A 26617-nucleotide genomic window follows, 5' to 3' on the forward strand; every position below is an offset into this window, starting at 1 on the left:
GCCGGCTGTCCTGAAACTACAGCCGAAACAGGCGACAAATGGGACGACGGCGGACTTCCGAGTCGTTCTTGACGCGATTCTGATGGGCGGTGCGCGGTTACCCGGCCGCCACCAGCTCCCGCAGCGCGGTGTTGAGCGCGAGGACGTTCACCCGGGGCTCCCCGACGAAGCCGAGGACCCGCCCGTCGGTGTGCTCCTCGACCAGCCGCTCCACCTGCCGCGGGGGCAGCTGGTTGCGTTCCGCGACGCGGCGGGCCTGGAGACGGGCGTACGCGGGCGAGATGTCCGGGTCGAGGCCGGAGCCCGACGAGGTGACCGCGTCGGCGGGTATCTCCGCGGGGCGGACCGGGTGGCCCGGGGTGGAGTTGTCCTCGGCGACGGCGGTCCTGGCGGCCTCGACCGACCGGATCAGCTCCGGGTTGTCGCCCGCCAGGTTGGTCGCCCCGGACAGGAGCAGCCGGTACCGCTCGTTGACGGTGTTGGTGCCGAGGCCGTCGGAGGGGCGCGGCTGGAACCAGCGCAGGTCGGGGGCCGGGGCGTGGCCCTCGCGCGGCGGCAGGTCGTAGCGCTGTCCGATCAGGGACGAGCCGACGACCCGGCCCGAGCGGCTCTCGGTGACCTCGGAGCCGTTGGCCTGGTGGGGGAAGAGGCCCTGGGCGAGGCCGGTGACGGCCAGCGGGTAGAGCACGCCGCACAGGACGGTCAGGACGAGGAGTGCGCGCGAGCCGGCCCCGAGGAGCCGTGCGGCGTCGCGTACGGAGCTGTTCATGGAAGTCACACCGTTCACCCGATGCCGGGGATGAGGGAGAGGAGCAGGTCGATGATCTTGATGCCGACGAAGGGTGCGATCAGGCCGCCGAGGGCGTAGATCCCCAGGTTCCTTCTGAGCAGCCGGTCGGCGCTCATCGGGCGGTAGCGCACGCCGCGCAGGGCGAGGGGCACCAGCGCGACGATGATCAGCGCGTTGAAGACGACCGCGGAGAGGATCGCCGTCCGGGGCGAGGACAGGCCCATGATGTTGAGCGCGTCGAGCCCCGGATGGAGGGCGACGAACATCGCGGGGATGATCGCGAAGTACTTCGCGACGTCGTTGGCGAGGGAGAAGGCGGTCAGGGCGCCCCGGGTGATGAGCAGTTGTTTGCCGATGGAGACGATCTCGATGAGCTTGGTCGGGTCGGAGTCCAGGTCGACCATGTTCCCGGCCTCCTTGGCGGCGGAGGTGCCGGTGTTCATGGCGACGCCGACATCCGCCTGCGCCAGCGCCGGGGCGTCGTTCGTACCGTCGCCGGTCATCGCGACCAGCTGCCCGCCCGCCTGTTCGCGCCGGATGAGGGCCATCTTGTCCTCCGGGGTGGCCTCGGCCAGGAAGTCGTCCACCCCGGCCTCGGCCGCGATCGCCTTGGCGGTCAGCGCGTTGTCCCCGGTGATCATGACGGTCCTGATCCCCATCCGGCGCAGCTCCTCGAAGCGCTCCCGCATCCCTTCCTTGACCACGTCCTTGAGGTGGATCACGCCGAGGACCCGGGCCCCGGCACGGTCCTCCTCGGCCACCAGCAGGGGGGTTCCGCCGGCCAGCGCGATGGTGTCGGTGAGGGTCAGGGCGTCCTCGGGGACCCGGCCGCCGCGCTTCTCGACCCAGGCGACGACCGAGCCGGCCGCCCCCTTGCGTATCTCGCGGAAGCCGTCCCCCTCGGGGACGCCGACCCCCGACATCCGGGTGCGCGCGGTGAAGCCGACCCACTCGGCGCCGGTCAGCTCGCTCCGGTGGCGTTCGGGCACCCCGTAGCGCCGGGTGGCGAGTGCGACGACGGAACGCCCCTCGGGGGTCTCGTCGGCCAGCGAGGAGAGCAGCGCGGCGGCGGCGAGCCGGTCCGTGTCCACGCCGTGGACCGGGACGAACTCGGCGGCCTGCCGGTTGCCGTGGGTGATGGTGCCGGTCTTGTCGAGCAGCAGCGTCGAGACGTCGCCCGCGGCCTCGACCGCGCGCCCGGACAGCGCGAGCACGTTGCGCCGTACCAGCCGGTCCATACCGGCGATGCCGATCGCGGAGAGCAGCGCGCCGATGGTGGTCGGGATGAGGCAGACCAGCAGCGCGATCAGCACGATCATCGGCTGCGGTCCGCCGGCGTGCGTGGCGAAGGGCTGGAGGGTGACGACCGCGAGGAGGAAGACGACCGTGAGCGAGGCGAGCAGGATGTTCAGGGCGATCTCGTTGGGCGTCTTCTGCCGGGCCGCGCCCTCGACCAGGGCGATCATCCGGTCGATGAAGGTCTCGCCCGGCCGGGTGGTGATCCTGACGACGATCCGGTCGGAGAGGACCTTCGTGCCGCCGGTGACGGCCGATCGGTCGCCGCCCGACTCCCGGATGACCGGGGCCGATTCGCCGGTGATCGCCGACTCGTCCACGCTGGCGACGCCTTCGGTCACATCGCCGTCGCCCGGGATGATGTCGCCCGCCTCGCAGACGACGAGGTCGCCGACGGCGAGTCCGGTCCCCGGCACCCGTTCCTCGCCGCCGGGGACCACGCGGCGTGCGACGGTGTCGGTCCTGGCCCTGCGCAGGGTGTCCGCCTGCGCCTTGCCGCGCCCCTCGGCGACGGCCTCCGCCAGGTTGGCGAAGACGGTGGTCAGCCAGAGCCAGCCGGCGACGGCCCAGCCGAACCAGTCGTCCGGGTCGAGCGCGGCGAAGACGGTGCTGAGCACGGATCCGACGAGGACCACGAACATCACGGGGGTCTTCACCATGGTGCGGGGGTCGAGTTTGCGGATCGCCCCGGGGAGGGAGCCGATCAGCCGGCGGGCCCCGAAGGGAGCCCCGGTGGGTCGCACGGTCATGTCGCCAGTCCTTCGGCCAGGGGGCCCAGCGCGAGCGCGGGGAAGTAGGTGAGACCGGCGACGATCATGATCGTACCGACGAGCACCCCGCTGAACAGGGGCTTGTCCGTACGCAGCGTGCCCAGACTCTCGGGTACGGGGCGCTGCCCGGCCAGTGAGCCGGCCAGCGCGAGGACGAACACCATGGGCACGAAGCGGCCCACCAGCATCACCACCCCCAGGGTGGTGTTGAACCACGGGGTGTCGGCGGCGAGTCCCGCGAACGCCGAACCGTTGTTGTTGGCGGCGGAGGTGTACGCGTAGAGGATCTCGGAGAACCCGTGCGGCCCCGGATTGGCCGCGGAGCTGCCCGCAGTGGGCAGCGCGACGGCGACGGCGGTGAAGCAGAGCACCAGCGCCGGGGTGATCAGGAGGTAGCACGCGGCGAGCTTGATCTCGCGGGTGCCGATCTTCTTGCCCAGGTACTCGGGGGTGCGTCCGACCATCAGACCGGCCAGGAACACCGCGATGACGGCCATGACCAGCATCCCGTAGAGGCCGGAGCCGACACCGCCGGGGGCGATCTCGCCGAGCTGCATGCCCAGCATCGCGATGCCGCCGCCGAACCCGGTGTACGAGGAGAGGAAGGAGTTGACGGCGCCGGTCGAGGTGAGCGTGGCGGCCACCGCGAAGATCGACGAGCCGCCGATCCCGAAGCGGACCTCCTTGCCCTCCATGGCGCCCCCGGCGAGGTCGAAGGCCCGGCCACCGTGGTGGAACTCGGTCCACATCATCAGCGCGGTGAAGCCGATCCAGATGACCACCATGGCGGCGAGGATCGCGTAGCCCTGCCGGAGGCTGCCGGCCATCCGGCCGAAGGTGCGGGTCATCGCGGACGGGATGAGCAGGATCAGGAAGATCTCGAAGAGGTTCGAGACACCGCCGGGGTTCTCGAAGGGATGGGCCGAGTTCGCGTTGAAGTAGCCGCCACCGTTGGTGCCCAGCTCCTTGATGACCTCCTGGGAGGCGACGGCGCCGCCGTTCCACTGCTGCGAGCCGCCCATGAACTGTCCGACCTCATGGATGCCGGCGAAGTTCTGGATCGCGCCGCAGGCCACCAGGACCAGCGCGCCGACGAGGGAGAGGGGCAGCAGGATCCGTACGGTGCCGCGCACCAGGTCGACCCAGAAGTTGCCCAGCTCGCCGCCCCGGGAGGCCGCGAAGCCGCGGACCAGCGCCACCGCGACGGCCATGCCGACGGCGGCCGACAGGAAGTTCTGGACGGCGAGCCCCCCGGTCTGCACGAGGTGCCCCATGGCCTGTTCGCCGGAGTAGGACTGCCAGTTGGTGTTGGTGACGAACGACGCGGCGGTGTTGAACGCCTGGTCGGGGCCGATCGAGGAGAAGCCGGGCGAGCCCGGCAGCGCGCCCTGGACGCGTTGGAGCAGGTAGAGGAAGAGGACGCTCGCCGCGGAGAGGGCGAGGACACCGCGCAGATAGGCGGGCCAGCGCATGGCGGCGGCGGGATCGGCGCCGATGGCACGGTAGATCCACTTCTCGGGCCGCAGATGGCGGGCCGAGCCGTAGACCCGGGCCATGTGGTCACCGAGCGGGCGGTGTGCCAGCGCGAGCGCCACGACGAGCGCGAGCAGCTGGAGCACACCGGCGAGGACGGGGCTCATCGCTCAGAACCTCTCGGGGAAGAGAAGCGCGAGGACGAGATAGCCCAGCAGGGCGACGGCGACGACCAGGCCGACGATGTTCTCGGCGGTCACAGCTTCGTCACCCCCTTGGCGACGAGGGCCACCAGCGCGAAGACCGCGAGTGTGGTGACGACGAGGGCCGTATCGGCCATCGGGTGCTCCTGGATGCGTGCGGGAGAAAGCGGACTCCCTGAGCAAACCCGCTGTTCCGGCGGGTGCCGGCTTCCTTGACGGGTCTCATACTCGCCGGGGCTCCGGCTTGACGGATCTCCTACGCCCGGCACCCGGATCGCCGCCCGGGCACCTGCCTGGCGCACCACCGTGACCAGCGCGAAAACCGGTGGGCCGCATCCCTGGGAAGGGATGCGGCCCACCGGTCGGAGGTGTGGGAGGCGGGTCAGCGCACCTCGGTGATCTCCGGGCCGCGCTGGAGCTGGCCCATGCCGCCGGAGAAGCGGGAACTCTCCTGCTCCTCCTGCTGGACGCCCTCGGCGACCATCTGCGCGTCGTCCGGCAGCTTGAGGACGATCGGGTCGCGGGGGGCCATCGGCCCTTCGCCGCGTACGACGACGGTGTCCCGGAAGATCTGCTCCAGCAGCCCGGCGGCCTCGGGCTGCACCGCGCCCTGCCCGGAGATCACTCCGCGCAGGAACCAGCGCGGGCCGTCGACGCCGATGAAGCGCACCAGCTGTACGCCTCCGGTGCCGTCCGGCAGCTGGACGGGGACCTGTGCGCGCAGCTCCCAGCCGAGCGGGCCCTCGACCTCGTCGATGATGCCGCCCTGCTGGGTGATGCCGGTGGCGATCTCCTCGCGGACCTCGCCCCAGATGCCCTCCTTCTTGGGCGCGGCGAACGCCTGGAGCTGTACGGCGCTGTCGCGCACGACGACCGTGGCGGCGACGATCGCGTCACCGGCGACCTCCACGCGCAGCTCCATGCCCTCGACCGCGGGCACGAAGACGCCGCCCAGGTCGACGCGGCCCTCGTCGGGCTTGGAGACCTCCGAGAGGTCCCAGGGACCGTCGGGCCGAGGGGCCGGCGGAAGGTTCACCCGGCGGGGAGCGTCCCCCGGCTCACCGGCGGCGGCGTCCGCACTGTCGTCCGCGGAGCCGTCGACCTGCTCGGTCTCGCCCGTTGCGTCCGCCGTGTCCTCGGCGGAACCACTCTTCTTGCGACGTCCGAACACGTCACTGTCCTTCCCGGTCGGATACGACCGAAGCGTATCGATTCCCACCCTGTACCCCACCCACGGCCGCATGGCCGCCGGTGGACCCGAAGCCCCCGTCGCCCCGCGCCGAGCCGGGGAGTTCCGCCACCTCGTGGAAGCGGACCTTCTCGACCTGCTGGACGACCAGTTGGGCAATCCGGTCGAACCGCTCGAACCGCACGCTCTCGCGGGGGTCCAGATTGACCACGATCACTTTGATCTCTCCACGGTACCCGGCATCCACCGTCCCGGGGGCATTCACGAGAGCGACGCCGCAGCGGGCGGCCAGCCCGGAGCGGGGGTGCACGAAGGCCGCGTAGCCGTCCGGCAGGGCGATGGAGATGCCGGTGGGCAGCACCGCCCGCTCGCCGGGCGCCAGCTCGGCGGCGGCCGTGGTGACCAGATCGGCGCCGGCGTCGCCGGGGTGCCCGTACGACGGCAGCGGCGCTTCCGGGTCGATACGGCGGATCAGCACGTCGACGGGGCCGGTGGGGGCGGGGCTCATGGGTTCACCTCGAAGGCGCGCACGCGCCTGACCTGGTCCGGGTCGGCCATCGCGGCCCGGATCTCCTCCTGGCGGCCGTTGTCGATGAAGTGATCGACCCTGACCTCGATGAAAAGCGCGTCGGCACGGACGGCGACGGGCCCCTCGGGGCCGCCGATCCTGCTGGTGGCCGTGCAGTAGATCTTGCGCCGGTGCACGGCGGTGACCTCGGCGTCCAGATGCAGCACCGTGCCGACCGGCACGGGCCGGAGGAACTCGGTCTGGAGCCGGCCGGTCACCGCGATCACCCGCAGCAGCCAGTTCAGCGAGCCGAGTGTCTCGTCGAGCGCGGTGGCCAGGACGCCGCCGTGCGCCAGACCGGGGGCGCCCTGGTGCTCGGGCCTGACGGTGAACTCGGCGGTGATACGTACGCCCTCGCCGGCCCGCGCCCGCAGCCGGAGCCCGTGCGGCTGTGCCTCACCGCAGCCGAAGCAGTGCTCGTAGTGCGCGCCGAGCGGCTCGCCCGGGGCCGGGGCCTCGGGGTGGCGCACCGGCGGCACGGCGTCGGACGGCGGCGTCAGCGGTCCCGGTCCCGCCGGCGGCGGCGCGGGGTCGGGCCCGGACGGGGTTCCCGTGGTTGGCACGTTACTCACAGGCGCAGACCTTACCCGCGCGGTCGCCCCCGTACCGCACCGTGCCAAGCTTGGCTCCATGGAGCCTTCCGTCGCACGCTACGACGAACGTCTGACCGCACCCCGCTCGTGGTGGGGCATCGCCGCCCTGATCTCCCTCGCGGGCGGTCTGATGCTGTTGCCGCTGGGTGCGCTGCCGCTGCTCGGCGGCCTGATCGGGGCGGGCGGGCTGGCGGCCGCCGGGGTCAGTTCCTACGGCTCGGCGCGGATCAGAGTGGTGGCGGACTCGCTGGTCGCGGGCGACGCGCGGATCCCGGTGTCGGCGCTGGGCGAGGGCGAGGTGCTGGACCCCGAGGAGACGATCGCCTGGCGGCTGCACAAGGCCGACCCGCGCGCCTTCATGCTGCTGCGCGGCTATGTGCCGACGGCGCTGCGGGTGACGGTCACGGATCCGGCGGACCCGACGCCGTACCTGTACCTCTCGACGCGTGATCCGCGGGGGCTCCTGAAGGCGCTGGACGCGGCACGGGCGGACTCCGCGGGGACCGTCAAAGCGGCCGGCTCGACCGGCTCCCGCGAGGGTTCGCCGGGTGGCGCCGGGAGCGCTCTGGACGGCTGAGCCGGACAGCCGGGCCGGGAGGGGCGGGCGTCAGCCGCCCAGCTCCCCCTTCGGCGCAGGGGGCAGCGTCCCGGGCCCTTCGAGGGGCGGCAAGGACGGCAGCGCGTCCCACGGGATCTGGCGGGCGCGCAGATCCTTGCGGATGTGCTCGGCGACCTTCTTGGTGTCCCGCCGGTTCATCATCGCGCCGACGGCAGCGCCGACCATGAACGGGACCAGGTTCGGCAGGGTACGGACCATGCGCTTGGTGATCTGGTGCCGCAGCTCGCGCTTCATCGGACCGCTGAGGACGCCGTTGAAGCTCGCCGGTTTGGTGATGTCGACGCCGCGCTCCTGGGTCCAGGAGGTCAGATAGCCGGCGCTGCGCTCCTTGAGCGTGCCGGGGGGCCGCAGTCCGTAGACCTCGTGCAGCTCCGCGATGAGCTTCAGCTCGATCGCGGCGACGGCGGTGATCTCCGCGGCCAGCTCCGCCGGCATGGCGGGCGGTACGGGCATCATGGCCGCGGCGCCGACGCCCGCGCCCACGGTGGAGCTGCTGTTCGCGGCGCCCGCGACCAGCTTGTCCGCCAGCTCCTCGGGGCCCAGCCCGGGGAACTGCCGCCGCAGGGTGGCCAGATCGCGGACCGGGACGCGGGGCGCGTTGTCGATGATCACGTCGGCGAGATGGCCGAGTGCCGCCTTCGCGCCCTCGCTCCCCCTGCGTACTCCCCGTCGTACACCGGCCAGCCGCCGGCCCCCGGTCATGGGGCCGTCGTGGTCGTTCCGGCCGGATTCGAGCGAGGCCGGAAGGCCCCGCTCGTCCTCGTGCGTGCCGTGTCGGGGCAGCAGGGCGGCGGAGTGCTCGGCAGGGGGCTCGACGCCTTCTGCCGGGCCGGTGCCGCCCTGTTGCGCCTCCGGTGAGTCCTTGCGTCGGAAGCGCCGTTTCCTGGACGGTGAGTCGTCTGCCACGGCCGGTCCCGACTCAGTCGCAGTCGCGGCAGATGGGCTGACCGTTCTTCTCCCTCGCCAGCTGGGAGCGGTGGTGCACGAGGAAGCAGCTCATGCAGGTGAACTCGTCGGCCTGGCGGGGCAGGACCCGGACGGAAAGCTCCTCGTTGGAGAGATCCGCGCCGGGCAGTTCCAGGCCCTCGGCCTGCTCGAACTCGTCGACGTCGACCGCTGAAGTCGACTTGTCGTTCCGACGGGCCTTCAGTTCCTCAAGGCTGTCCTGATCGACGTCGTCGTCGGTCTTGCGTGGGGTGTCGTAATCCGTTGCCATGTCGCTCTCCCCCTCTGGGTATCTGTGGTGTCTCAGCGCGGGTAACGCGTGAGGGGCCGGACTTGTGCCCGACCCGAGGCGGAGATTTTGCCTCACATCAAGGTCTGTTACTGAATCGACACCCAGCCGCACTCACGAGGAGTGATCGGCTTCGGGTGGCGAGGGGGACCGTACACGGTCCCCCTGTCGTACCTCACGGGCGCCACCCCGTGTACTTCCCGTGATCCCGCCCCCCGGAAACCCGGACTTTACCGGCCTTCCACGGAAGGCATGATCACGCAGAGTGGAGAGGCGGGAATTCGACCCTGTGATCGATCACACATATCCATCCGGTGAAACGGTCCGGAAAATTCCGCGTAAAGCGAACAAAGCGATCCTCCGTCCCTATCACTGCCCGCAGTCTCTCAGACCGGGAGAGTGACCCGCATCATCAGTCCACCGCCCTCACGGGGTTCGGCGACGATGCGCCCGCCGTGGGCGCGGGCCACGGAGCGGGCGATCGACAGGCCGAGGCCCACCCCCTTGTCGCTCCCGGTCCGTTCCGTACGCAGCCGCCGGAACGGCTCGAAGAGATTGTCGATCTCGTACGCGGGAACGACGGGACCGGTGTTCGAGACCATCAGGACCGCCTGGCCCTGCTGGGACTCCGTGGTGACCTCCACCCATCCCCCTTCGGGGATGTTGTACCGGACCGCGTTCTGCACGAGGTTCAGGGCGATCCGCTCCAGCAGGACACCGTTGCCCTGGACGACCGCGGGTACGCGGTGCCCGCGGATCTCGACCCCCTTCGCCTCCGCCTCGGAGAGGGCCTGGTCGACCGCGCGCGTGGCCACCTCGGCGAGGTCGACCGGTTTGCGCTCCACGATCTGGTTGTCGCTGCGCGCCAGCAGCAGCAGCCCCTCGACCAGCTGTTCGCTGCGCTCGTTGGTGGCCAGCAGCGTCCTGCCGAGCTGCTGGAGCTCCACCGGGGCCCCCGGGTCGGAGAGATGGACCTCCAGCAGGGTGCGGTTGATCGCCAGCGGGGTGCGCAGCTCGTGCGAGGCGTTGGCGACGAAGCGCTGCTGCGCGGTGAAGGCCCGCTCCAGGCGCTCCAGCATCTCGTCGAAGGTGTCGGCCAGCTCCTTGAGTTCGTCGTCCGGGCCGTCCAGCTCGATCCGGCGCGCCAGGTCGGAGCCGACCACCCGGCGCGCGGTACGGGTGATGCGGCCCAGCGGCGACAGGACCCGCCCGGCCATCGCGTACCCGAAGGCGAAGGCGATGACGCTCAGCCCGACCAGCGCGAACAGCGAGCGGCTGAGCAGATCGTCCAGCGCCTGCTGGCGCTGGTGGTTGACGCAGGTGTTCATCGCGACGTTGAACTGCTCGGGGGGCGCCTGGTCGGGGAAGTTGCAGACATCGCTGCTGACCTTGCCGCTCACGATCTTGAAGGGCAGCTCACTGCCCACGTGCAGGGCCTGCGCGGCCAGCAGATAGATGATCGAGAGCAGCAGGATGCCCGCGATCAGGAACATCCCGCCGTAGAGCAGCGTCAGACGTATCCGGATGGTCGGACGCACCCACGGAAGGCTCTGCTCGGGACGCCTGGGGTCCCAGGTGGGCTTCGGGGGCGCGGTGGGCGGCGCCGGGGTGGTGGCCACGGGCATCAGATCCGGTAGCCGGAGCCGGGCACGGTGACGATCACGGGCGGCTCGCCGAGCTTACGGCGGAGCGTCATGACCGTCACCCGTACGACGTTGGTGAACGGGTCGGTGTTCTCGTCCCACGCCTTCTCCAGCAGCTGCTCGGCGGAGACGACCGCGCCCTCGCTGCGCATCAGGACCTCCAGGACGGCGAACTCCTTGGGCGCGAGCTGGATCTCCCGGCCGTCCCGGAAGACCTCGCGCCGGTTGGGGTCGAGCTTGATCCCGGAGCGTTCCAGTACGGGGGGCAGCGGGACCGTGGTGCGCCGGCCGAGGGCCCGCACCCGGGCGGTCAGCTCGCTGAAGGCGAACGGTTTGGGGAGGTAGTCGTCCGCGCCCAGTTCGAGCCCCTCGACCCGGTCGCTGACATCGCCGGAGGCCGTGAGCATGAGGACGCGGGTGGGCATGCCCAGCTCGACGATCCTGCGGCAGACGTCGTCGCCGTGGATGACGGGCAGGTCGCGGTCGAGCACCACCACGTCGTAGTCGTTGACGCCGACCCGCTCCAGGGCCGCCCCTCCGTCGTACACGACGTCTACGGCCATGGCCTCCCGGCGCAGCCCGGTGGCCACCGCATCGGCGAGCAGCTGCTCGTCCTCGACGACGAGTACGCGCACGTCGTTGTTCCTTCCTCTGGGCCCGTCACCCGTGATCAGGGCAGGCGCTGGCAGTGCATGTGCGGCCCCATCCTGCCCGTATCGGCCATAAACCGGCCGTAAGACGATGCCGGTGACCTGCGGCGGCCGGGAATGGCGCGGATTTGTTGTTGCGTTGAGGTTTCTCGGAGGCAAACGCCGGGGAAGACGACTTCACACCCGAGATCACGCCCTGTTTGTGGCTTGCCACACCTTTGTCCGGCCCCCGGACGGCTGTCCTCCAGTAGACAGAGGGACTGTGATCTTCCCGCCGTCGGCACACCCCGTGCCACTGACCCACGACGAGGGGGCGCAATGGACGCGTTCACCGCCGGGCTTCTTCAGCGCATAAAGGCCACGGAGACCGATCTGACCCATGCCCGGGAGACGGGCGACGACTTCCTCGCGGATGTCGAACAGGAGGAGCTGGAAGACCTGCGCCGGCTCGCCGCGGAACACGGAGTGGAGGTCGGCGCCGCCAGCGGCGCCTGATCCGGCACACCGCGCCCGCTCCGGCGCGTACGAGCCAGGGGCCAGCACAGTAAGAGCCGTAGTCGATACTCAGCGCACATAGAGCACGCAGAGCACCGATACCAGTACGAACAGCAGCACACGCAGCAGGACACGGAAGGGGCCCCGGCGCCGAGGGGAAGGCACCGGGGCCCCTTTCCTGTGCCCTGGAGGGCGTGGCGCCTCAGTCGTGCCAGGCGCCGTACTCCTCCAGCAGCTCCAGCAGGGGCTCGAAGACGCCTGGAGGGGCCGCCACGGTGAGATCGAAGCCGGGCGGTGTCCCTGGCCGCCCGGCGGTGCGCGCGCCCGCCTCGCGGGCGATCAGGGCTCCGGCGGCCAGGTCCCAGGGGTGCAGCCCGCGCTCGTAGTAGCCGTCCAGCCGGCCGGCCGCGACGTCGCAGAGGTCGACGGCCGCTGAACCGCCGCGCCGGATGTCCCTGAGCCGCGGGATCAGCCGCTGGGCGACGTCCGCCTGATGGCTGCGGACGGTGGTGACGTAGTTGAAGCCGGTGGACACCAGCGCGTGCTCCAGTGGAGGCGCCGGGCGGGTCGCCAGCCGGCGGTCGCCGAGGAAGGCTCCGCCACCGAGCACGGCGCGGAACGTCTCGCCGCGCATCGGCACCTCGACGACCCCGGCGAGGGTCTCGCCGTCCCGCTCAGCGGCGATGGAGACGGCCCAGGTGGGCAGCCCGTAGAGGTAGTTGACCGTGCCGTCCAGGGGGTCGATGACCCAGCGGATGCCGGTGCTGCCCGTCGTACTGGCGCCCTCCTCGCCGAGGAAGCCGTCGTCGGGGCGGCGCTCGGCGAGAAAGCCGGTGATCAGTTTCTCGGCGGCGATGTCCATCTCGGTGACGACGTCGATGGGGCTGGACTTCGTGGCGGCCACGGCGAGGTCGTCGGGCCGGCCGTCGCGCAGCAGGGCGCCGGCCCGGCGCGCCGCCTCCAGGGCGAGGTCGAGCAGTTCCCCGGCGAGGGCCGGGTCGGGCGGGGCGTCGGTCACAGCGGGCTCCTTCAGGCGTACGGGCTGTCGGCGCCCGCGGCGGCGGGCCTGGGCGCCCGGGCGGGGCAGCAGCCGACCGGGCAGAGGTCGTGGCTCGGGCCGAGCGCGCCCAGGGCGCAGCGTTCGGCCGGTTCGCCCCGCTCGGTGGCGGCGCGCTCCAGGACGAGGTCCCGTACGGCCGCGGCGAAGCGCGGATCCGCGCCGACGGTCGCCGAGCGGCGCACCGGCAGTCCCAGTTCGGCGGCCTTGGCGGTGGCCTCCGTGTCGAGGTCGTAGAGGACCTCCATGTGGTCGGAGACGAAGCCGATGGGGGCCATCACGACGGCGGGGACCCCCTCGCCGTGCAGCGCCTCCAGATGGTCACAGATGTCCGGCTCCAGCCACGGGACGTGCGGGGCGCCGCTGCGCGACTGGTAGACGAGGCGCCAGGGGTACGCGACACCGGTCTCCTCGCGGACGATGTCCACGATCAGCCGGGCCACGTCGAGATGCTGGGCCACGTAGGCGCCGCCCGCGCCGTGCTCCTCGGCCGGGCCCGAGGTGTCGGCCGCCGCGTCCGGGATGGAGTGGGTGGTGAAGGCGAGGTGCGCGCCCGCCCGTACGTCCTCGGGCAGGTCGGCGAGGGAGGCGAGCACGCTCTCGGCCATCGGCAGGACGAAGCCGGGGTGGTTGAAGTAGTGGCGCAGCTTGTCCACCCGGGGCGGTTCGACGCCTTCCTCGGCCAGGGTGACGAGCGCGCCCGCGAGGTCCTCGCGGTACTGGCGGCAGCCGGAGTACGAGGCGTACGCGCTGGTGGCGAGGGTGACGATCCGGCGCCGGCCGTCGGCGGCCATCTCGCGCAGGGTGTCGGTCAGGTACGGCGCCCAGTTGCGGTTGCCCCAGTAGACCGGCAGATCCACGCCGTGCTCGGCGAAGTCCGCGCGCAGCGCGTCCAGCAGGGCGCGGTTCTGGTCGTTGATCGGGCTGACACCGCCGAACAGGAAGTAGTGCTGCCCCACTTCCTTGAGCCGCTCCTCGGGGATGCCCCGGCCCCGGGTCACGTTCCGGAGGAACGGAACCACGTCGTCCGGCCCTTCGGGGCCGCCGAAGGACAGCAGGAGCAGGGCGTCGTAGGGGGGGTTCGCGTGCTGGTCGGCCATGTTTCGATCCTGCCATCAGCCCGGCCCCGGCGGACAGCAGCCCCCGCCCGACGCGGCGGAAGCGGCGGGCGGGGCGGCGGGGACGCGTCGGCGGCGCGTGACCGTAATCTGTACCGGCCAGATTCAATCCTTACCGGAGCGTTCCGTTGCCCAGTTCGTATCACGCTGTTTTCGCCGCTCCCGGTAGCAAGGGATTCAGCGCCGCCGGCCTGCTCGGGCGGCTGCCGCTCGCCATGATGGGCATCGGCATCGTCACGATGATCTCGCAGCTCACCGGGCGCTACGGGCTCGCCGGAGCGCTCTCGGCGACGCTCGCCATGTCGGCCGCCGTGCTCGGTCCGCAGATCTCCCGGCTGGTCGACCGGCACGGCCAGGCGCGGGTGCTGCGCCCGGCGGCCCTGGTGGCGGTCGCGGCCGTCGGGGGGCTGCTCCTCTGCGCCCAGCGGGGCGCCCCCGACTGGACCCTGTTCGTCTTCGCGGCGGGCTCGGGGTGCGTACCGAGCGTGGGGGCGATGGTCCGGGCGCGCTGGGCGGCGATCTACCGGGGCTCCCCGCGCGAGCTGCACACGGCGTACGCCTGGGAGTCGATCGTCGACGAACTCTGCTTCATCTTCGGCCCGATCATCTCCATCGGGCTCTCGACGGCCTGGTTCCCGGCGGCGGGCCCGCTGCTGGCCGCCGTGTTCCTGCTGGCCGGGGTGGTGTGGCTGACGGCGCAGCGCGGCACCGAGCCCGTACCCGAGCCCAGGGAGCGGCACACCGGCGGTTCGGCGCTGCGCTCCCCCGGTCTGCGGGTCCTGGTGGCCACCTTCCTGGCGACCGGGGGGATCTTCGGGGGCATCGACGTGGTGACGGTCGCGTTCGCCGAGGAGCGGGGGCACAAGGCGGCGGCGAGCCTGGTGCTGGCCGTCTACGCGCTCGGGTCCTGCCTGGCGGGGGTGGTGTTCGGGCTGCTGAGTCCGCGCGGACCGGCCTCGCGGCGGTGGCTGGTGGGGGTCTGCGCGATGGCCGTGAGTATGATCCCCCTCCAACTGGCCGGGAACCTGCCGTTTCTGGCCGTGGCGCTCTTTGTCGCGGGCCTGTCCATCGCTCCCACGATGGTGACGACGATGGCCCTCGTCGAAGCGCACGTACCGCGCACCAAGCTGACCGAGGGCATGACCTGGACCAGTACCGGGCTCGCGGTGGGCGTGGCGCTCGGCTCGTCGGCCGCCGGGTGGGTGGTGGACGCCGCCGGAGCGCGGGCGGGGTACGCGGTGCCCGTCGCGGCGGGCGCGGTCGCGGCCGTGGTGGCGTTCCTCGGGTATCGCCGGCTGCGCGGGCCGGTACCGACGCGGGGAGGGCACGGGACCGATGACCGGGATTCCGAGGGGCGCGAGCGGACCGAGGCGAACACAGCCGGGGAGTACGTGGCGTAACTGGGCGGGAAACGTGGCCGCGCGCCCGGCGCGCGCGCTCTCCCCCGCCTCGGTCGCGGAGGTGACGGCGGTGGTGCGCGCGGCGGCCGAGGAGGGGCTCCGGGTGAAGGCGGTCGGCACGGGCCATTCCTTCACCACCGCCGCCGCCACCGACGGGGTGCTGATACGGCCCGATCTGCTGACCGGAATCCGGGAGATCGACCGCGCGGCGGGGACGGTCACCGTGGCGGCCGGCACCCCGCTCAAGCGGCTGAACGTGGCGCTGGCCGCCGCGGGTCTCTCCCTCACCAACATGGGCGACATCATGGAGCAGACCGTCGCGGGCGCCACCTCGACCGGCACCCATGGCACCGGCCGCGACTCGGCCTCGACCGCCGCCCAGATACGCGCGCTGGAACTCGTCACCGCCGACGGCACCCCGCTGCGCTGCTCGGCCGACGAGAATCCGGACGTCTTCGCGGCGGCGCGGGTCGGTCTCGGCGCGCTCGGGGTGGTGACGGCGATCACTTTCGCGGTGGAGCCGGTCTTCCTGCTCTCGGCCCGGGAGGAACCGATGTCCTTCGACCGGGTCACGGCCGAATTCGACCAGCACGTCATCGAGAACGAGCACTTCGAGTTCTACTGGTTCCCCCACACCGGCAACTGCAACACCAAGCGCAACAACCGCAGCGCCGGTCCCGCGGCCCCTCCCGGCCGGATCGCCGGCTGGGTCGACGACGAGCTGCTCTCCAACGGCGCCTTCCAGGTGGCCTGTTCGCTGGGGCGGGCGGTGCCCGCGGCCATCCCCGCGCTCGCCAGGGTCTCCAGCCGGGCGCTCTCCGCCCGTACCTACACGGACGTCCCTTACAAGGTCTTCACCTCGCCGCGCCGGGTGCGCTTCCTGGAGATGGAGTACGCGCTGCCGGAGGAGGCGGCCATGGGGGCGCTGCGCGAGATCAAGGCGATGATCGAGCGCTCTCCGCTCAAGATCAGCTTTCCGCTGGAGATACGCACGGCGCCCGCCGACGACATCGCGCTCTCGACCGCCTCGGGCCGCCGGACCGTGTACATCGCGGCGCATCTGTACCGAGGGACGCCGCACCGCGCCTACTTCACCGCCGTGGAGCGCGTCATGACCGCGCACGGCGGGCGGCCGCACTGGGGAAAGATCCACACCAGGGACGCGGAGTATCTGTCCGGGGTCTATCCGCGCTTCGCCGAGTTCACGGCGGTACGGGACCGGCTTGACCCGGACCGACTGTTCGGCAACGACTACCTGCGGCGCGTCCTCGGAGACTGACGCGCGCGGCGCCGCCCGGCGGCACGGCGGTCAGCGGCCGGTGCCGGACGCACCGGAGCCGTCGTCCTGACCGGTGGCGCCGCTGTCGCCGCCGCCCGGGGAACCGTCCTCGGTGGAACCGTCGCCCGTGGAACCACCGTTGGCGGAACCGCCGCTTCCGGTGTCGCTCGTCGCGGAGCCGGCGCTGCCGGAGGGGGTGGGGGCCGGCGCCGGGTCCGTACCGGACGATCCGGAGCCGCCGGTGTCGCCGGTGCCCGACGGAGCGGTGGACGGGTCCGACGACGCGCCGCTGCCGTCCTCCTGCCCGGTGCCGGGGCTCTCCCCGGTGCCGGGCGAGGCCGCGGACTGCGTACCGGCGCCGTCCGGGGTCCGGCCGTCCGACGACCGTCCCTGACCGGGCTCCGGCGCGTCCGAGGGGGTGCTCGACGGCGTGGAACGGCTGCCGCCGCTGACGGCGTATCCGACGGTGGTGCCCTTGTTGCCGTTCAGGTCCTGACCGGCGATCAGTTCGTATCCGGTGATACCGGCCATGGCGACCAGGAAGACGACCGCGGCGGCGAGCACCGGACGCTTCCAGCCGCGGGCCCGGGTGCCGTGGGTCGTCGGCGCGCCGAACTCGTCGGAGGCGTCGTCGTCCTCCGGCGCTTCCGCGCCGTCCGGTTCTTGCGCTTCCGCGCCGTCCGGCCGGGCGAGGCCCCGCGTCACCGCCGGCTCGGACCGGATGGGCGACTCCGGCCAAACGGACAGTTCGGGCGGTACGGGTACCTGCCGACCGCCCGGCCGCGCCTGGACCGTGACGACCCGTATCTGTTCACCGGTGCGCCGGAACAGATGCTGGAAGACCGAACCGCCGCAGGTGGCCACCACGCTCACCACGCCCGCGCCGATGATCGTGCCGTACACGCCGAGCTGGGAGGCGAGCACCGCCGCCGCGACGGCGGCGAGCGCGCTGCCCGCCACCTGCGGCACGCTCAGTTCGAGCCGACGCTCCTTGTCGTCCGTTCCCCGTACCGCACCCGTTCCGCCCTCCTCCGCCTTCGCTCGCGTACCGCTGTCCGGCCTCTGATCCATTCACTGCCCCTGCTTGCCCATCTGTCCCACCTTGCACCAGGAAGAGACACCTGGGCGAAACGGATAGTTCCGATTCCGCTGATTCTGTGAAGCAGGACACCCCCGGAGCGCGGCCCGGCAGGTCAACTCCCCTGTGCGGAGAGAACTTGGACGGCGCGCCGGTCCACCCACGTGGCCCGAATGGAGTACTGTGGCGAGCCCTGGGGCCGGACTCCCTCACGGGTGACCGGGACCTACGGGAAGGGGGCCGAACGTGGCACTCGATCCGGTGGAGCTGTGGCACCGCGCGGTCGCCTGCTGCACGGAGTGACGGGTATCGTCACCCTGCGTCGCAAAAAAAGGTAACCGTGCCATCGGCGATCCAGGGCGCATGCCCGACACGCCGGGCAGCACGGAAAGGTTGTGGCAGGCTGCACCCGGGCAGGTCACACTCGACTAGCGGAAGCAGCGACGCACGTGACGTCGGCAGGCACCACCCGGGAGGTCCCCATGCCCGAACTGCGTGTCGTGGCCGTCTCCAACGACGGCACACGACTGGTGCTCAAGGCTGCCGACAGCACGGAGTACACACTTCCGATCGACGAGCGGCTGCGCGCCGCCGTGCGCAATGACCGCGCCCGGCTCGGTCAGATCGAGATCGAGGTGGAGAGCCATCTCAGGCCCCGCGACATCCAGGCGCGGATAAGAGCGGGCGCCTCGGCCGAGGAGGTGGCCCAGCACGCCGGTATCCCGGTGGACCGGGTCCGCCGCTTCGAGGGCCCCGTCCTCGCCGAACGCGCCTTCATGGCGGAGCGGGCCAGGAAGACGGCCGTGCGCCGGCCCGGTGAGAACACCGGGCCCCAGCTGGGCGAGGCCGTCCAGGAGCGGCTGACGCTGCGCGGCGCCGAAAGGGAGACCGTGCAGTGGGACTCCTGGCGCCGCGACGACGGCACCTGGGAAGTCCTGCTCGTCTATCTGGTCGCGGGCGAGCCCCACTCGGCGAGCTGGACGTACGACCCGCCCCGGCGGCTCGTCCAGGCCGTCGACGACGAGGCGCGCGCGCTGATCGGCGACACGGACGACACGGTCACCGCGAAGGAGCCGAGCTTCCCCTTCGTACCGAGGATCGCGCGGCTGCCGCGGGACCGTCCGCTGGATCGTTCCCTCGACCGGCCGATGGAACGGCCCACCGCGCCCGACCCGGACGAGACGAGCGAACGCGACTCGCTGACCAGCCTGCTGGAGGCGGTGCCGAGCTTCCGGGGCGACATGGTCGTACCCGACCGCCCGGCGCCCGCCGAGCCCCAGGACACCGACGAGGACGAGGACCCGGAGGCCGACGAGGAGCCGGTGGCGCCCGCCGCCTCGGCCGGCGCCGGGTCGGCGTACGCGGATGTGCTCATGCCGCGCTCGGTGGCCGGTCACCGCGACCGGCTGACCGGTACGACGGACCGCCAGGCGGAAGCGGACGGCGTGCGTCCGGGCCGCCGGGCGGCGGTGCCCAGCTGGGACGAGATCGTGTTCGGGACGCGCCGGAAGAAACAGGACTAGCGTCTTCCGTCCGGGCGTCGCCGGGCTCGCGGGACCGGGGCCGGCGTTCCCCACGTACGCGGACCGAGGGGCCCGTACCCACCGCGCGGTGGGTACGGGCCCCTCGGGATGTCCGGCCCGGGACGGTCAGCCGGGGTCGGGGCCCTTGGCGACCGGGCGCGACTCGTCCGCCGACCACTGCGACCAGGAGCCCGCGTAGAGCGCCGCCGGGACGCCCGCGATCTCCAGGGCCAGCACCTCGTGGGCGCCGGAGACGCCGGAGCCGCAGTAGACGCCGACTCCCCCTTCGGTGGCGGCGGTGGCGCCCAGCGCCTCGAATCGGGCCGCGAGAGCCCCGGCCGGGAGGAAGGTGCCGTTTTCGGCCACGTTCTCCGTGGTGGGCGCCGACAGCGCGCCGGGCACATGGCCGCCCACGCGGTCGATCGGCTCGACATCGCCCCGGTAGCGCTCGGCCGCGCGCGCGTCCAGCAGCAGCCCGTCGCGGGCCAGGGCGGCGGCGCCGTCCGCGTCCAGCACCGGCAGCGCGCCGGGGACCGGGCGGAAGTCGCCCTCGGCCGGGGCGGGGCGCTCGGTGGTCAGCGGGCCCGTCCAGGCGGCGAGACCGCCGTCCAGGACCCGGACGTCCGGGTGGCCGGTCCAGCGCAGCAGCCACCAGGCGCGGGCCGCCGCCCAGCCCTGCCCGCCGTCGTACACGACGACCGGCCGGTCGTCGCAGACCCCGGCGCGGCGCATCACCGCGCCGAAGGCGGCCACGTCGGGCAGCGGATGCCGGCCGCCCGCGCCGGGCGGGCCCGCCAGCTCCGTATCGAGATCCACGTATACGGCGCCCGGCAGATGACCCGCCTCGTACTCCGGACGGCCGGGCGGCCCGCCCAGTCGCCAGCGGACGTCGAGCAGGACCGGCGGGCGCGGACCGGCCGACTCGCCGGAGAGTTCGGCTGCGGTGATGATGGCTGTCATGGACGCCATCCTCTCGCAGGAGGGGTACGCGGCGTGGCGCCCGACGCCCGGAACGCCCGCCCCACGGAGTGGTTCCCGCGCTCACGGGAGAGCACCGTCCGCACGGGCCCGTTCCGAACACCGCCGGCCGGGCGGGACGTCGCGGATCGGCCCGCAGGAACGGTACGCCCGTAACGGTGGAGAAACGGACGGTAAACAGCGGATCGAGATCCCGCCAAGAGCGGCGCGGCCCCGGAGCGGCGCGGGCCGGTGGGTGCGAGCATCTGCTCGTCCTGTCCCGGCCCGGCGAGCCCGCCAGGACAGAACCTCGGGCGCGCGCGGCCGATCGCCGCGCTGCCGCCCGGGCCCCCGCACGGCCACCACGAAAGGTCCGAGGAGAGAGTGACGATGACCGAGGCTGCGATCCGGCGTCAACCCGGCACGCCCTGCTGGGTGAGTCTGATGGTGCACGGCCTTGCCGCGACCGAGGAGTTCTACCACGCGCTGTTCGGCTGGGAGTTCGTCCCCGGGCCCCAGCAACTCGGACCGTACGTCCGCGGTCTGCGGGACGGCAAGGAGATCGCGGGCATCGGCCAGTTGCCGCCCGACCGCCGGCTGCCGATCGCGTGGATGACCTATCTGGCGACGGACGACGCGGATCTGACGGCCGGGACGATCAGGAGCTGCGGCGGCACGGTCGGCGTCGGCCCCCTGGACGCGGCCGAGGCCGGCCGGATGGCCATAGCCTCGGACCCGGCGGGCTCGGTCTTCGGGATCTGGCAGGCGGCGGCGCACACCGGGACGGCGGAGTACGGGGCGCACGGCACACCGGTCTGGAACGAGCTGATCACCCGCGAGACCTCCACCGTCGGCAAGTTCTACCAGGCCGTCTTCGGCTACGACGTGGAGGCGACCGTCTCCGCCGATCTCGATTTCCAGACACTGCGCCTGGCGGGGCGTCCCGTCGCCTCGCTGCACGGGATGGGCCGGGCGCTCAACCGCGAACTCGGCTCGCACTGGATGACGTACTTCGAGGTGGACGACACCGACGCGGCCACGCGGCTGGTGACCCAGCTGGGCGGTCAGGTGACCCAGCCGCCGCGCGAGGGTCCGACGGGGCGGCACGCGACGGTCACCGACCCGGAGGGCGCGGTCTTCACGATAGTTCAGTCGGACCCGGTCGTCTGACCTCGCCTTTCCCGCTCCGGGTCAGACGGGCAGCACGTCGGGCGAGAGGGCGGCGGCCCGCGCGGTGGCCGCCGTCATCCGGCGCCGGTGGTGGCGGCGGCACAGCACCTCGTAGCCGACCTCGTCACCGCTGTGGTGGACGTCCCCGACGACCACCTGCGCCCCTTCGACCACCATGGCGCCGCCGACCGTACGGGCGTTGTGCGTGGCGCGCGCGCCGCACCAGCACAGCGCCTCGACCTGAAGGACCTCGACCCGGTCGGCCAGCTCCACGAGCCGCTGCGAGCCGGGGAAGAGTTTGGAACGGAAGTCGGTGGTGATGCCGAAGGCGAAGACGTCCAGGTCCAGGTCGTCCACGACACGCGCGAGCTGGTCGATCTGTTCGGGGGCGAGGAACTGCGCCTCGTCGGCGATGACGTAGTCGCACCGGCCGCCCTGGGAGAGCCGGTCCACCAGATACGCGTAGAAGTCGAAGCCGTCCGCCGCCTCGACGGCGTCGGTGACCAGACCGAGCCGGGAGGAGAGCTTGCCCTCGCCCGCCCGGTCGTCCCGGGTGAAGATCATGCCCTGGAGTCCGCGCGTGGAGCGGTTGTGCTCGATCTGCAGAGCGAGGGTGCTCTTTCCGCAGTCCATCGTTCCGGAGAAGAACACCAGCTCTGGCATGAGGGAGTGACGGCCTTTCGGGTGGGTGGCCGCGCCGCCGGGGGCGGGGCGGACCGCGCGGTGGCGGAGTTCCGGGCGGCGGCTAAGAGCGTACTTCGAGGAGTGGAACGAGTTGTTCCACGGGGGTCATCGAGCCGTGCATGCCGACCATCGCGGACTCGTGCGGCTCCCGCCGGGACGCGGTGACGACCACGTCGTCATGGGCGGCGGCGACGACGTCGCCGATCCGCCCGTACACCCGCTCGTCCATCGCGCCGGGCGGGCCGAACCAGCCCGCCGCGATCGCCTCGTCACGGCTCGCCACCCAGAACTGCTCGCCGAGCACCTCGCGCCAGACGGTGAGGACGTCGGCCGCCGCGCCGGGTACGGCGTAGACGTGCCGGGCCCGGCCCTCGCCGCCCAGCAGGGCGACCCCGGCGCTCAGCTCCCAGTCCTCGTCGAAGTCGATGCGGGACCGCTCGTCGAACGGGATGTCGATCATGCCGTGGTCGGCGGTCACATAGAGCGCGGTGCGGGGCGGCAGCTGCTCGGCGAGGCGCTGGACGAGCCGGTCGACGTACATGAGCTGACCGCGCCAGGCGTCGGAGTCGATGCCGAAGCGGTGTCCCTTGCCGTCGACCTCGCTGTAGTACGTGTAGACCAGCGACCGGTCCCCAGCGGCGAGCTGCTCGGCGGCCAGGTCCATCCGCTCCTCGCCGGAGAGCCGGCCGAAGAAGGTGCCGCCGCTGAGCGCGATCCTGGTGAGCGGGGTGTGCTGGAAGGCGGGCGCCGACACCTGGGCGGTGTGGACGCCCGCCGCGTCGGCCAGCTGGAAGACGGTCGGATACGGCTGCCAGACGTGCGGATCGGTCCACGGCTTCCAGCGCAGCTGGTTCATCAGCGCGCCGGTCGCCGGGTCGCGGACGGTGTAGCCGGGTAGTCCGTGCGCGGCGGGCGGCAGCCCGGTGCCGACCGAGGCCAGCGAGGTCGCGGTGGTGGCGGGGAAGCCCGCGGTGAGGGGGCGGCCGGTGTTGCCGCGCGACGTGCCCAGCAGGGACGTGAGGTACGGCGCCTCGTCCGGGTGCGCCTTGATCTGTTCCCAGCCGAGACCGTCTATCAGAAAGACGCAGTTGCGGTCGGCCGGGGTCAGTTCGGGAAGGGTGACGGTCAGATCCGGTACGCCCTGGCCGGCCGCGAGGGTGGGCAGCAGGTCGGCGAGCGAGCCGCTGCCGTACTCGGGCAGCGGCGCGGTGGCGAGGTCGAGCGGGACGGGGTCCTGCCAGAGGTGCGGGGAAGCCATCAGCGGCCGGCCGCCGCGGTGGCGGCGGTGGCCTCGGACAGTGCCTGGGCGAAGGCGAGCGCCTGACGGACGGTGTCGGGGCCGTCGCCGGCCTCGCTCACGCGCAGGCTCAGATCGTCGGCGGTGGAGCTGCCCGTGTAGCCGTGGTCGGCCTCGCAGTTGGGGTCGCCGCAGGCGGCGGGCTCCAGGTCGATCCGGGAGACCGCGCCCCAGCCGATGGTGAGCACGACCTCGCGCGGCAGCGTGCCGGGCTTGTACGCCTCGGGGTTGGCGACCACCCGGCTGACCACGACCGACGAGATGCGATCGATCTTGACCGATTCGGTGGAGGTGGTGGCGTAGGGGGTCGGGGAGCTGGAGTCGGCGGCCTGCTCGTCGGTGTGGCTGACGATGAAGCGGTGGGCCGTCAGCACGAGGACGGTGACATGCCGGCGTACCTCGTTGGCGTCGAAGGTGGTCTCCTGGTGCACCACGTACGACGTGATCGGCTCGCCGCCGACAGCGGCCTCCACCGCCTCGGCCACGAGAGCCGGGTAGTAGCCGCTGCGCTCGATAGCCGTGCGCAGCCCCTGGGTCGTCGTACCGGTCTTCGCCATGGAAGCCATCCTACGGTGGCCGGATGGCTGCCGGAGACGCCCGTGCGGGAGGTCGTGGGTGCTCCGCCGCCTCAGTAGCTGGGCAGCCGGCGCGGGCCGAGGTCGTCGCGGGCGGGCGGTGGAGCGAGGCGGACGCTCGCGCCGAGCACGGACAGGCCGTACGCCGCGACGACCACGGGCTCCAGGGTGACGGAGACGATCTCGGGGTGGTCGTCGACCAGCCGGGAGACGCGCAGCAACAGCTCCTCCAGGGCCGGGGTGTCGACGGGCGCCGAGCCGCGCCAGCCGAACAGCAGCGGGGCGGTCCTGATCGACCGGATCAGCTCGGCGGCGTCGCGGTCGGTGACGGGCACGAGCCGGTGGGCGAGGTCGCCGAGCAGCTCGGAGGGCGCGCCCGCGAGCCCGAACGAGAGCACGGCGCCCGCCGCCGCGTCGATGGCGGCCCGTACGACGGTGTCCACCCCGCGCGGCGCCATGGCCTGCACCACGGGCCGTAGCTCGGCCGGGGTGCCGAGGGCGCCGGTCAGCTCGCGGTAGGCGAGGCGCAGTTGTGCCTCGTCGGCGAGGTCGAGCCGTACGCCGCCGAGGTCCGAGCGGTGGCGCAGATGCGGCGCGGTCGTCTTGAGCGCGACGGGATAGCCGAGATCCGCGGCGGCGGCCACGGCCTCGTCGGGGGTGGGCGCGGGACGGGCGGGCCGTACCGCAATGCCGTAGAGCGCCAGCAGGTCCCGCGCGTCGCCGGGCGCCAGCGGCACCCCGTGCGGATCGGTCGCCCGGCCCAGCAGCCGCTCGATCAGGGCGGCGGCGGCGTGCTCGTCGATGGCCTCTTCGAGGAATTCCGGCACCTTGCCGGGCTCGGCCGCCTGCCGCCGCCACTGCGCGTACCCGACGGCCTCAGCGACGGCTCTCACGGCCCGCTCGGCGGCGGGGTACGCGGGGACGCGGCCGTCGGCCCGTCCCTCGTGCGGGTCCCCCGGCGGCGCCGACAACGCCTCGGCCAGGCCGCCGATCTCCAGGTGCACCACGGCGACCGGCTTCGCCGGGGCGTCGAGGGCCGCCTCGCGCAGGGCGGCGGCGAGGGCGTCACCGGCCGCGGCCGTCGTGGCGCCGCTCTCCCCGACGTGGGGGATGGCCGTCACGACCACCGCGTCGCACGCCCGGTCGCGGAGGGCCTCGGCCAGGGCGGCGCGGAAGTCGGCGGGTGTGGCGGCGGCGGTCAGGTCGCGGGGCGGCAGCGGGCGCAGGCCCTCCGTGAGGCAGGCGTCGTAGGTGAGCAGACCGAGGGACTCGGAGTTGCCGAGGATGGCGACGCGCGGCCCGGCGGGAAGCGGCTGGCAGGCGAGCAGCAGGCCCACGTCGACCATCTCGGTGACCGTGTCGACCCGGATCACGCCCGCCTGCCGCAGCAGCGCCGAGACGGTGGCGTCCGGGATGCGGGTCACCGGGACCGCGTGGCCCGGCGGCTCGCTGCCGCTGTGGCGCGCCCCCTTGACGACGACGACCGGCTTCACGGCCGCCGTACGCCGGGCCAGCCGGGTGAACTTGCGCGGGTTGCCGATGGATTCGAGGTAGAGCAGGGCGACATCGGTGTCCTGGTCCTCGTACCAGTACTGGAGGATGTCGTTGCCGGAGACGTCCGCGCGGTTGCCCGCGGAGATGAAGGACGACAGCCCGGCGCCGCGCCGGTGCAGTCCGGCGAGCAGGGCGATGCCGATCGCGCCCGACTGCGTGAACAGCCCGATCCGGCCGTGGTCGGGCGGCCGGGGCGCGAGGGAGGCGTTGAGCCGGACGGCGGCCGCCGTGTTGATGACCCCGAACGCGTTGGGGCCGATGACGCGCATCCCGTACGAGCGGGCCTGGCGCACCAGTTCGCGCTGGCGGGCGCGGCCCTCGGCGCCGCTCTCCGCGTAACCGGCGGAGAGGACCACCACTCCCCTGACCCCGTGGCGACCGCAGTCGGCGATGGCCTCCGGCACCCGCTCGGCGGGGACGGCGACGACCGCGAGGTCGACGGGCTCGCCGATCGCGGCGACCGAGCGGAAGGCCGGGACGCCGTCGATCCGGTGCCGGTCCTCGGGGAAGGCGCGGTTGACCGCGTACACGCGGCCGGTGAAACCCGCGCCGGTCAGGTTGGCGAGCACGGTGCGGCCGACGCCGCCGGGCGCGCGGCCGGTGCCGACGACGGCGACGGAGTCGGGGGTGAGCAGGCGCTGCACCGAGCGCGCCTCCGCCCGCTGCTCCCGGCCGCGCTGTACGGCCAGGGACTCGGCGGTGGGTTCGAGGTCGAGGGTCAGCCGTACGGAACCGTCCTCGAAGCTGCGTCTCTGCGTGTAGCCGGCGTCCCGGAACACCTTGATCATCTTGCCGTTGGCGGGCAGCACCTCGGCCGCGAAGCGCCGGATGCCGCGCTCGCGGGCGACCGCGGCGATGTGTTCCAGCAGGGCGGAGGCGACCCCGCGCCCCTGGTGCGCGTCCTGCACGAGGAACGCGACCTCCGCCTCGTCGGCGGGGGCGGAGGCGGGCAGTCCACGCGGGTCGATGCGGTCGTACCGTACGGTCGCGATGAACTCGTCGCCCACCGTCACCGCGAGGCCCACCCGGTCCACGTAGTCGTGGTGGGTGAAGCGGTGCACGTCCTTGTCGGAGAGGCGCGGGTAGGGGGCGAAGAAGCGGTAGTACTTCGACTCGTCGGAGACCTGTTCGTAGAAGCTGACCAGCCGCCGCGCGTCAGCGGTGGTGATCGGCCTGATCCGGGCGGTGCCTCCGTCGCGCAGCACCACGTCCGCCTCCCAGTGGGCGGGGTACGCGTGGTCCGGCGGCGGCTCCATGAACCGATCCTACGGCGGCCCGGCGCCGGGGCGCGGCCCCCGGAGGGCGTTCGGGCGGCCCCGGTCGGGGGCGGCGGGAGTGCGCCCCTTCACACGTGAGAGTCTGGATCAGACACCGTTTTTAAGACTTTTTAGACTCGAAGGGC

The 26617-nt window shown here is 72.6% G+C and carries 25 protein-coding genes; 6 read left to right on the forward strand and 19 right to left on the reverse strand.

Going from position 1 to position 26617, the window contains the following annotated elements; genetic code table 11:
- Positions 1 to 97: 97 nt before the first annotated feature.
- From ACFY6S_RS06895 to ACFY6S_RS06925, 7 genes are all read right to left on the reverse strand, one after another.
- Positions 98 to 769, reverse strand: coding sequence for a potassium-transporting ATPase subunit C (locus tag ACFY6S_RS06895; RefSeq protein ID WP_388823641.1), 672 nt, complete (start codon positions 767 to 769; stop codon positions 98 to 100).
- A gap of 14 nt (positions 770 to 783) precedes the next feature.
- Positions 784 to 2835, reverse strand: a complete 2052-nt coding sequence (gene kdpB / locus ACFY6S_RS06900; RefSeq protein ID WP_388823643.1) for a potassium-transporting ATPase subunit KdpB — start codon at positions 2833 to 2835, stop codon at positions 784 to 786.
- On the reverse strand, positions 2832 to 4496 hold the full coding sequence (gene kdpA, locus ACFY6S_RS06905; RefSeq protein WP_388823645.1) for a potassium-transporting ATPase subunit KdpA: 1665 nt from the start codon (positions 4494 to 4496) through the stop codon (positions 2832 to 2834). Before kdpA ends, kdpB begins: the two co-directional genes overlap by 4 nt.
- Before the next feature lie 3 nt (positions 4497 to 4499).
- Positions 4500 to 4589 carry a K(+)-transporting ATPase subunit F gene (gene kdpF / locus ACFY6S_RS06910; protein WP_037727062.1) on the reverse strand — a complete coding sequence of 30 codons (90 nt, stop codon included), beginning with the start codon at positions 4587 to 4589 and terminating at the stop codon, positions 4500 to 4502.
- 325 nt (positions 4590 to 4914) lie between these two features.
- The gene (locus ACFY6S_RS06915) at positions 4915 to 5703 is read right to left on the reverse strand and encodes a DUF3710 domain-containing protein (protein WP_388823647.1); all 789 of its coding nucleotides are present in this window, start codon (positions 5701 to 5703) and stop codon (positions 4915 to 4917) included.
- Position 5704: 1 nt separating this feature from the next.
- On the reverse strand, positions 5705 to 6229 hold the full coding sequence (gene dut / locus ACFY6S_RS06920) for a dUTP diphosphatase (RefSeq protein WP_388823649.1): 525 nt from the start codon (positions 6227 to 6229) through the stop codon (positions 5705 to 5707).
- Entirely contained in the window at positions 6226 to 6768 is a 543-nt protein-coding gene (locus ACFY6S_RS06925) for a PaaI family thioesterase (RefSeq protein ID WP_388823896.1), read from the reverse strand. The genes dut and ACFY6S_RS06925 overlap by 4 nt, the downstream gene beginning before the upstream one ends.
- Positions 6769 to 6919: 151 nt before the next feature.
- On the opposite strand from ACFY6S_RS06925, the gene ACFY6S_RS06930 reads away from it, so the two are divergent.
- Positions 6920 to 7459, forward strand: a complete 540-nt coding sequence (locus ACFY6S_RS06930; protein ID WP_388823651.1) for a DUF3093 domain-containing protein — start codon at positions 6920 to 6922, stop codon at positions 7457 to 7459.
- 30 nt (positions 7460 to 7489) lie between these two features.
- Here ACFY6S_RS06930 and ACFY6S_RS06935 read toward each other — a convergent pair whose 3' ends face one another.
- The 4 genes from ACFY6S_RS06935 to ACFY6S_RS06950 all read right to left on the reverse strand — a co-directional run bounded on the left by ACFY6S_RS06935 (position 7490) and on the right by ACFY6S_RS06950 (position 11013).
- Positions 7490 to 8407, reverse strand: a complete 918-nt coding sequence (locus ACFY6S_RS06935; protein WP_388823653.1) for a hypothetical protein — start codon at positions 8405 to 8407, stop codon at positions 7490 to 7492.
- 13 nt (positions 8408 to 8420) lie between these two features.
- On the reverse strand, positions 8421 to 8717 hold the full coding sequence (locus ACFY6S_RS06940) for a DUF4193 domain-containing protein (RefSeq protein ID WP_030350183.1): 297 nt from the start codon (positions 8715 to 8717) through the stop codon (positions 8421 to 8423).
- Positions 8718 to 9121: 404 nt separating this feature from the next.
- Positions 9122 to 10354, reverse strand: coding sequence for a sensor histidine kinase (locus tag ACFY6S_RS06945; protein WP_388823655.1), 1233 nt, complete (start codon positions 10352 to 10354; stop codon positions 9122 to 9124).
- Between the two features lie 5 nt (positions 10355 to 10359).
- On the reverse strand, positions 10360 to 11013 hold the full coding sequence (locus ACFY6S_RS06950; protein WP_388823657.1) for a response regulator transcription factor: 654 nt from the start codon (positions 11011 to 11013) through the stop codon (positions 10360 to 10362).
- Positions 11014 to 11346: 333 nt separating this feature from the next.
- On the opposite strand from ACFY6S_RS06950, the gene ACFY6S_RS06955 reads away from it, so the two are divergent.
- Positions 11347 to 11523, forward strand: a complete 177-nt coding sequence (locus ACFY6S_RS06955) for a hypothetical protein (RefSeq protein ID WP_199566112.1) — start codon at positions 11347 to 11349, stop codon at positions 11521 to 11523.
- 202 nt (positions 11524 to 11725) lie between these two features.
- On the opposite strand, the gene ACFY6S_RS06960 is transcribed toward ACFY6S_RS06955, so the two are convergent.
- Positions 11726 to 12541: an inositol monophosphatase family protein gene (locus ACFY6S_RS06960; RefSeq protein ID WP_388823660.1), complete on the reverse strand. Its 816-nt coding sequence runs from the start codon at positions 12539 to 12541 to the stop codon at positions 11726 to 11728.
- A gap of 11 nt (positions 12542 to 12552) precedes the next feature.
- Positions 12553 to 13680, reverse strand: a complete 1128-nt coding sequence (locus ACFY6S_RS06965; protein ID WP_388823662.1) for a ferrochelatase — start codon at positions 13678 to 13680, stop codon at positions 12553 to 12555.
- Positions 13681 to 13826: 146 nt separating this feature from the next.
- On the opposite strand from ACFY6S_RS06965, the gene ACFY6S_RS06970 reads away from it, so the two are divergent.
- Both ACFY6S_RS06970 and ACFY6S_RS06975 read left to right on the forward strand, forming a co-directional pair.
- Positions 13827 to 15098, forward strand: a complete 1272-nt coding sequence (locus ACFY6S_RS06970) for an MFS transporter (RefSeq protein ID WP_388823664.1) — start codon at positions 13827 to 13829, stop codon at positions 15096 to 15098.
- Positions 15034 to 16377: a D-arabinono-1,4-lactone oxidase gene (locus tag ACFY6S_RS06975; RefSeq protein WP_388823666.1), complete on the forward strand. Its 1344-nt coding sequence runs from the start codon at positions 15034 to 15036 to the stop codon at positions 16375 to 16377. The genes ACFY6S_RS06970 and ACFY6S_RS06975 overlap by 65 nt, the downstream gene beginning before the upstream one ends.
- Positions 16378 to 16407: 30 nt before the next feature.
- On the opposite strand, the gene ACFY6S_RS06980 is transcribed toward ACFY6S_RS06975, so the two are convergent.
- Positions 16408 to 17448 carry a hypothetical protein gene (locus ACFY6S_RS06980; protein WP_388823668.1) on the reverse strand — a complete coding sequence of 347 codons (1041 nt, stop codon included), beginning with the start codon at positions 17446 to 17448 and terminating at the stop codon, positions 16408 to 16410.
- A 489-nt stretch (positions 17449 to 17937) separates the two neighbouring features.
- On the opposite strand from ACFY6S_RS06980, the gene sepH reads away from it, so the two are divergent.
- Entirely contained in the window at positions 17938 to 18978 is a 1041-nt protein-coding gene (sepH, locus tag ACFY6S_RS06985) for a septation protein SepH (RefSeq protein ID WP_388823670.1), read from the forward strand.
- Positions 18979 to 19104: 126 nt separating this feature from the next.
- On the opposite strand, the gene ACFY6S_RS06990 is transcribed toward sepH, so the two are convergent.
- Positions 19105 to 19938: a sulfurtransferase gene (locus ACFY6S_RS06990; RefSeq protein ID WP_388823672.1), complete on the reverse strand. Its 834-nt coding sequence runs from the start codon at positions 19936 to 19938 to the stop codon at positions 19105 to 19107.
- Between the two features lie 387 nt (positions 19939 to 20325).
- Here ACFY6S_RS06990 and ACFY6S_RS06995 point away from each other — a divergent pair, with 387 nt between their 5' ends.
- Positions 20326 to 21105, forward strand: a complete 780-nt coding sequence (locus ACFY6S_RS06995) for a VOC family protein (protein WP_388823674.1) — start codon at positions 20326 to 20328, stop codon at positions 21103 to 21105.
- A 21-nt stretch (positions 21106 to 21126) separates the two neighbouring features.
- Here ACFY6S_RS06995 and ACFY6S_RS07000 read toward each other — a convergent pair whose 3' ends face one another.
- From ACFY6S_RS07000 to ACFY6S_RS07015, 4 genes are all read right to left on the reverse strand, one after another.
- Complete coding sequence (locus ACFY6S_RS07000) at positions 21127 to 21768, reverse strand: thymidine kinase (protein WP_388823676.1); 642 nt, start codon at positions 21766 to 21768, stop codon at positions 21127 to 21129.
- Positions 21769 to 21850: 82 nt separating this feature from the next.
- A complete protein-coding gene (locus ACFY6S_RS07005) occupies positions 21851 to 23047 on the reverse strand; it encodes an alkaline phosphatase family protein (protein WP_388823678.1) in 1197 nt (398 codons plus the stop codon).
- Positions 23047 to 23643 carry a DUF5998 family protein gene (locus ACFY6S_RS07010; protein ID WP_388823680.1) on the reverse strand — a complete coding sequence of 199 codons (597 nt, stop codon included), beginning with the start codon at positions 23641 to 23643 and terminating at the stop codon, positions 23047 to 23049. Before ACFY6S_RS07010 ends, ACFY6S_RS07005 begins: the two co-directional genes overlap by 1 nt.
- A 71-nt stretch (positions 23644 to 23714) precedes the next feature.
- The gene (locus tag ACFY6S_RS07015; protein ID WP_388823682.1) at positions 23715 to 26471 is read right to left on the reverse strand and encodes a GNAT family N-acetyltransferase; all 2757 of its coding nucleotides are present in this window, start codon (positions 26469 to 26471) and stop codon (positions 23715 to 23717) included.
- Between the last annotated feature and the right edge of the window lie 146 nt (positions 26472 to 26617).

It is taken from the genome of Streptomyces sp. NPDC012835, assembly GCF_042900885.1.
Lineage (GTDB): Bacteria > Actinomycetota > Actinomycetes > Streptomycetales > Streptomycetaceae > Streptomyces.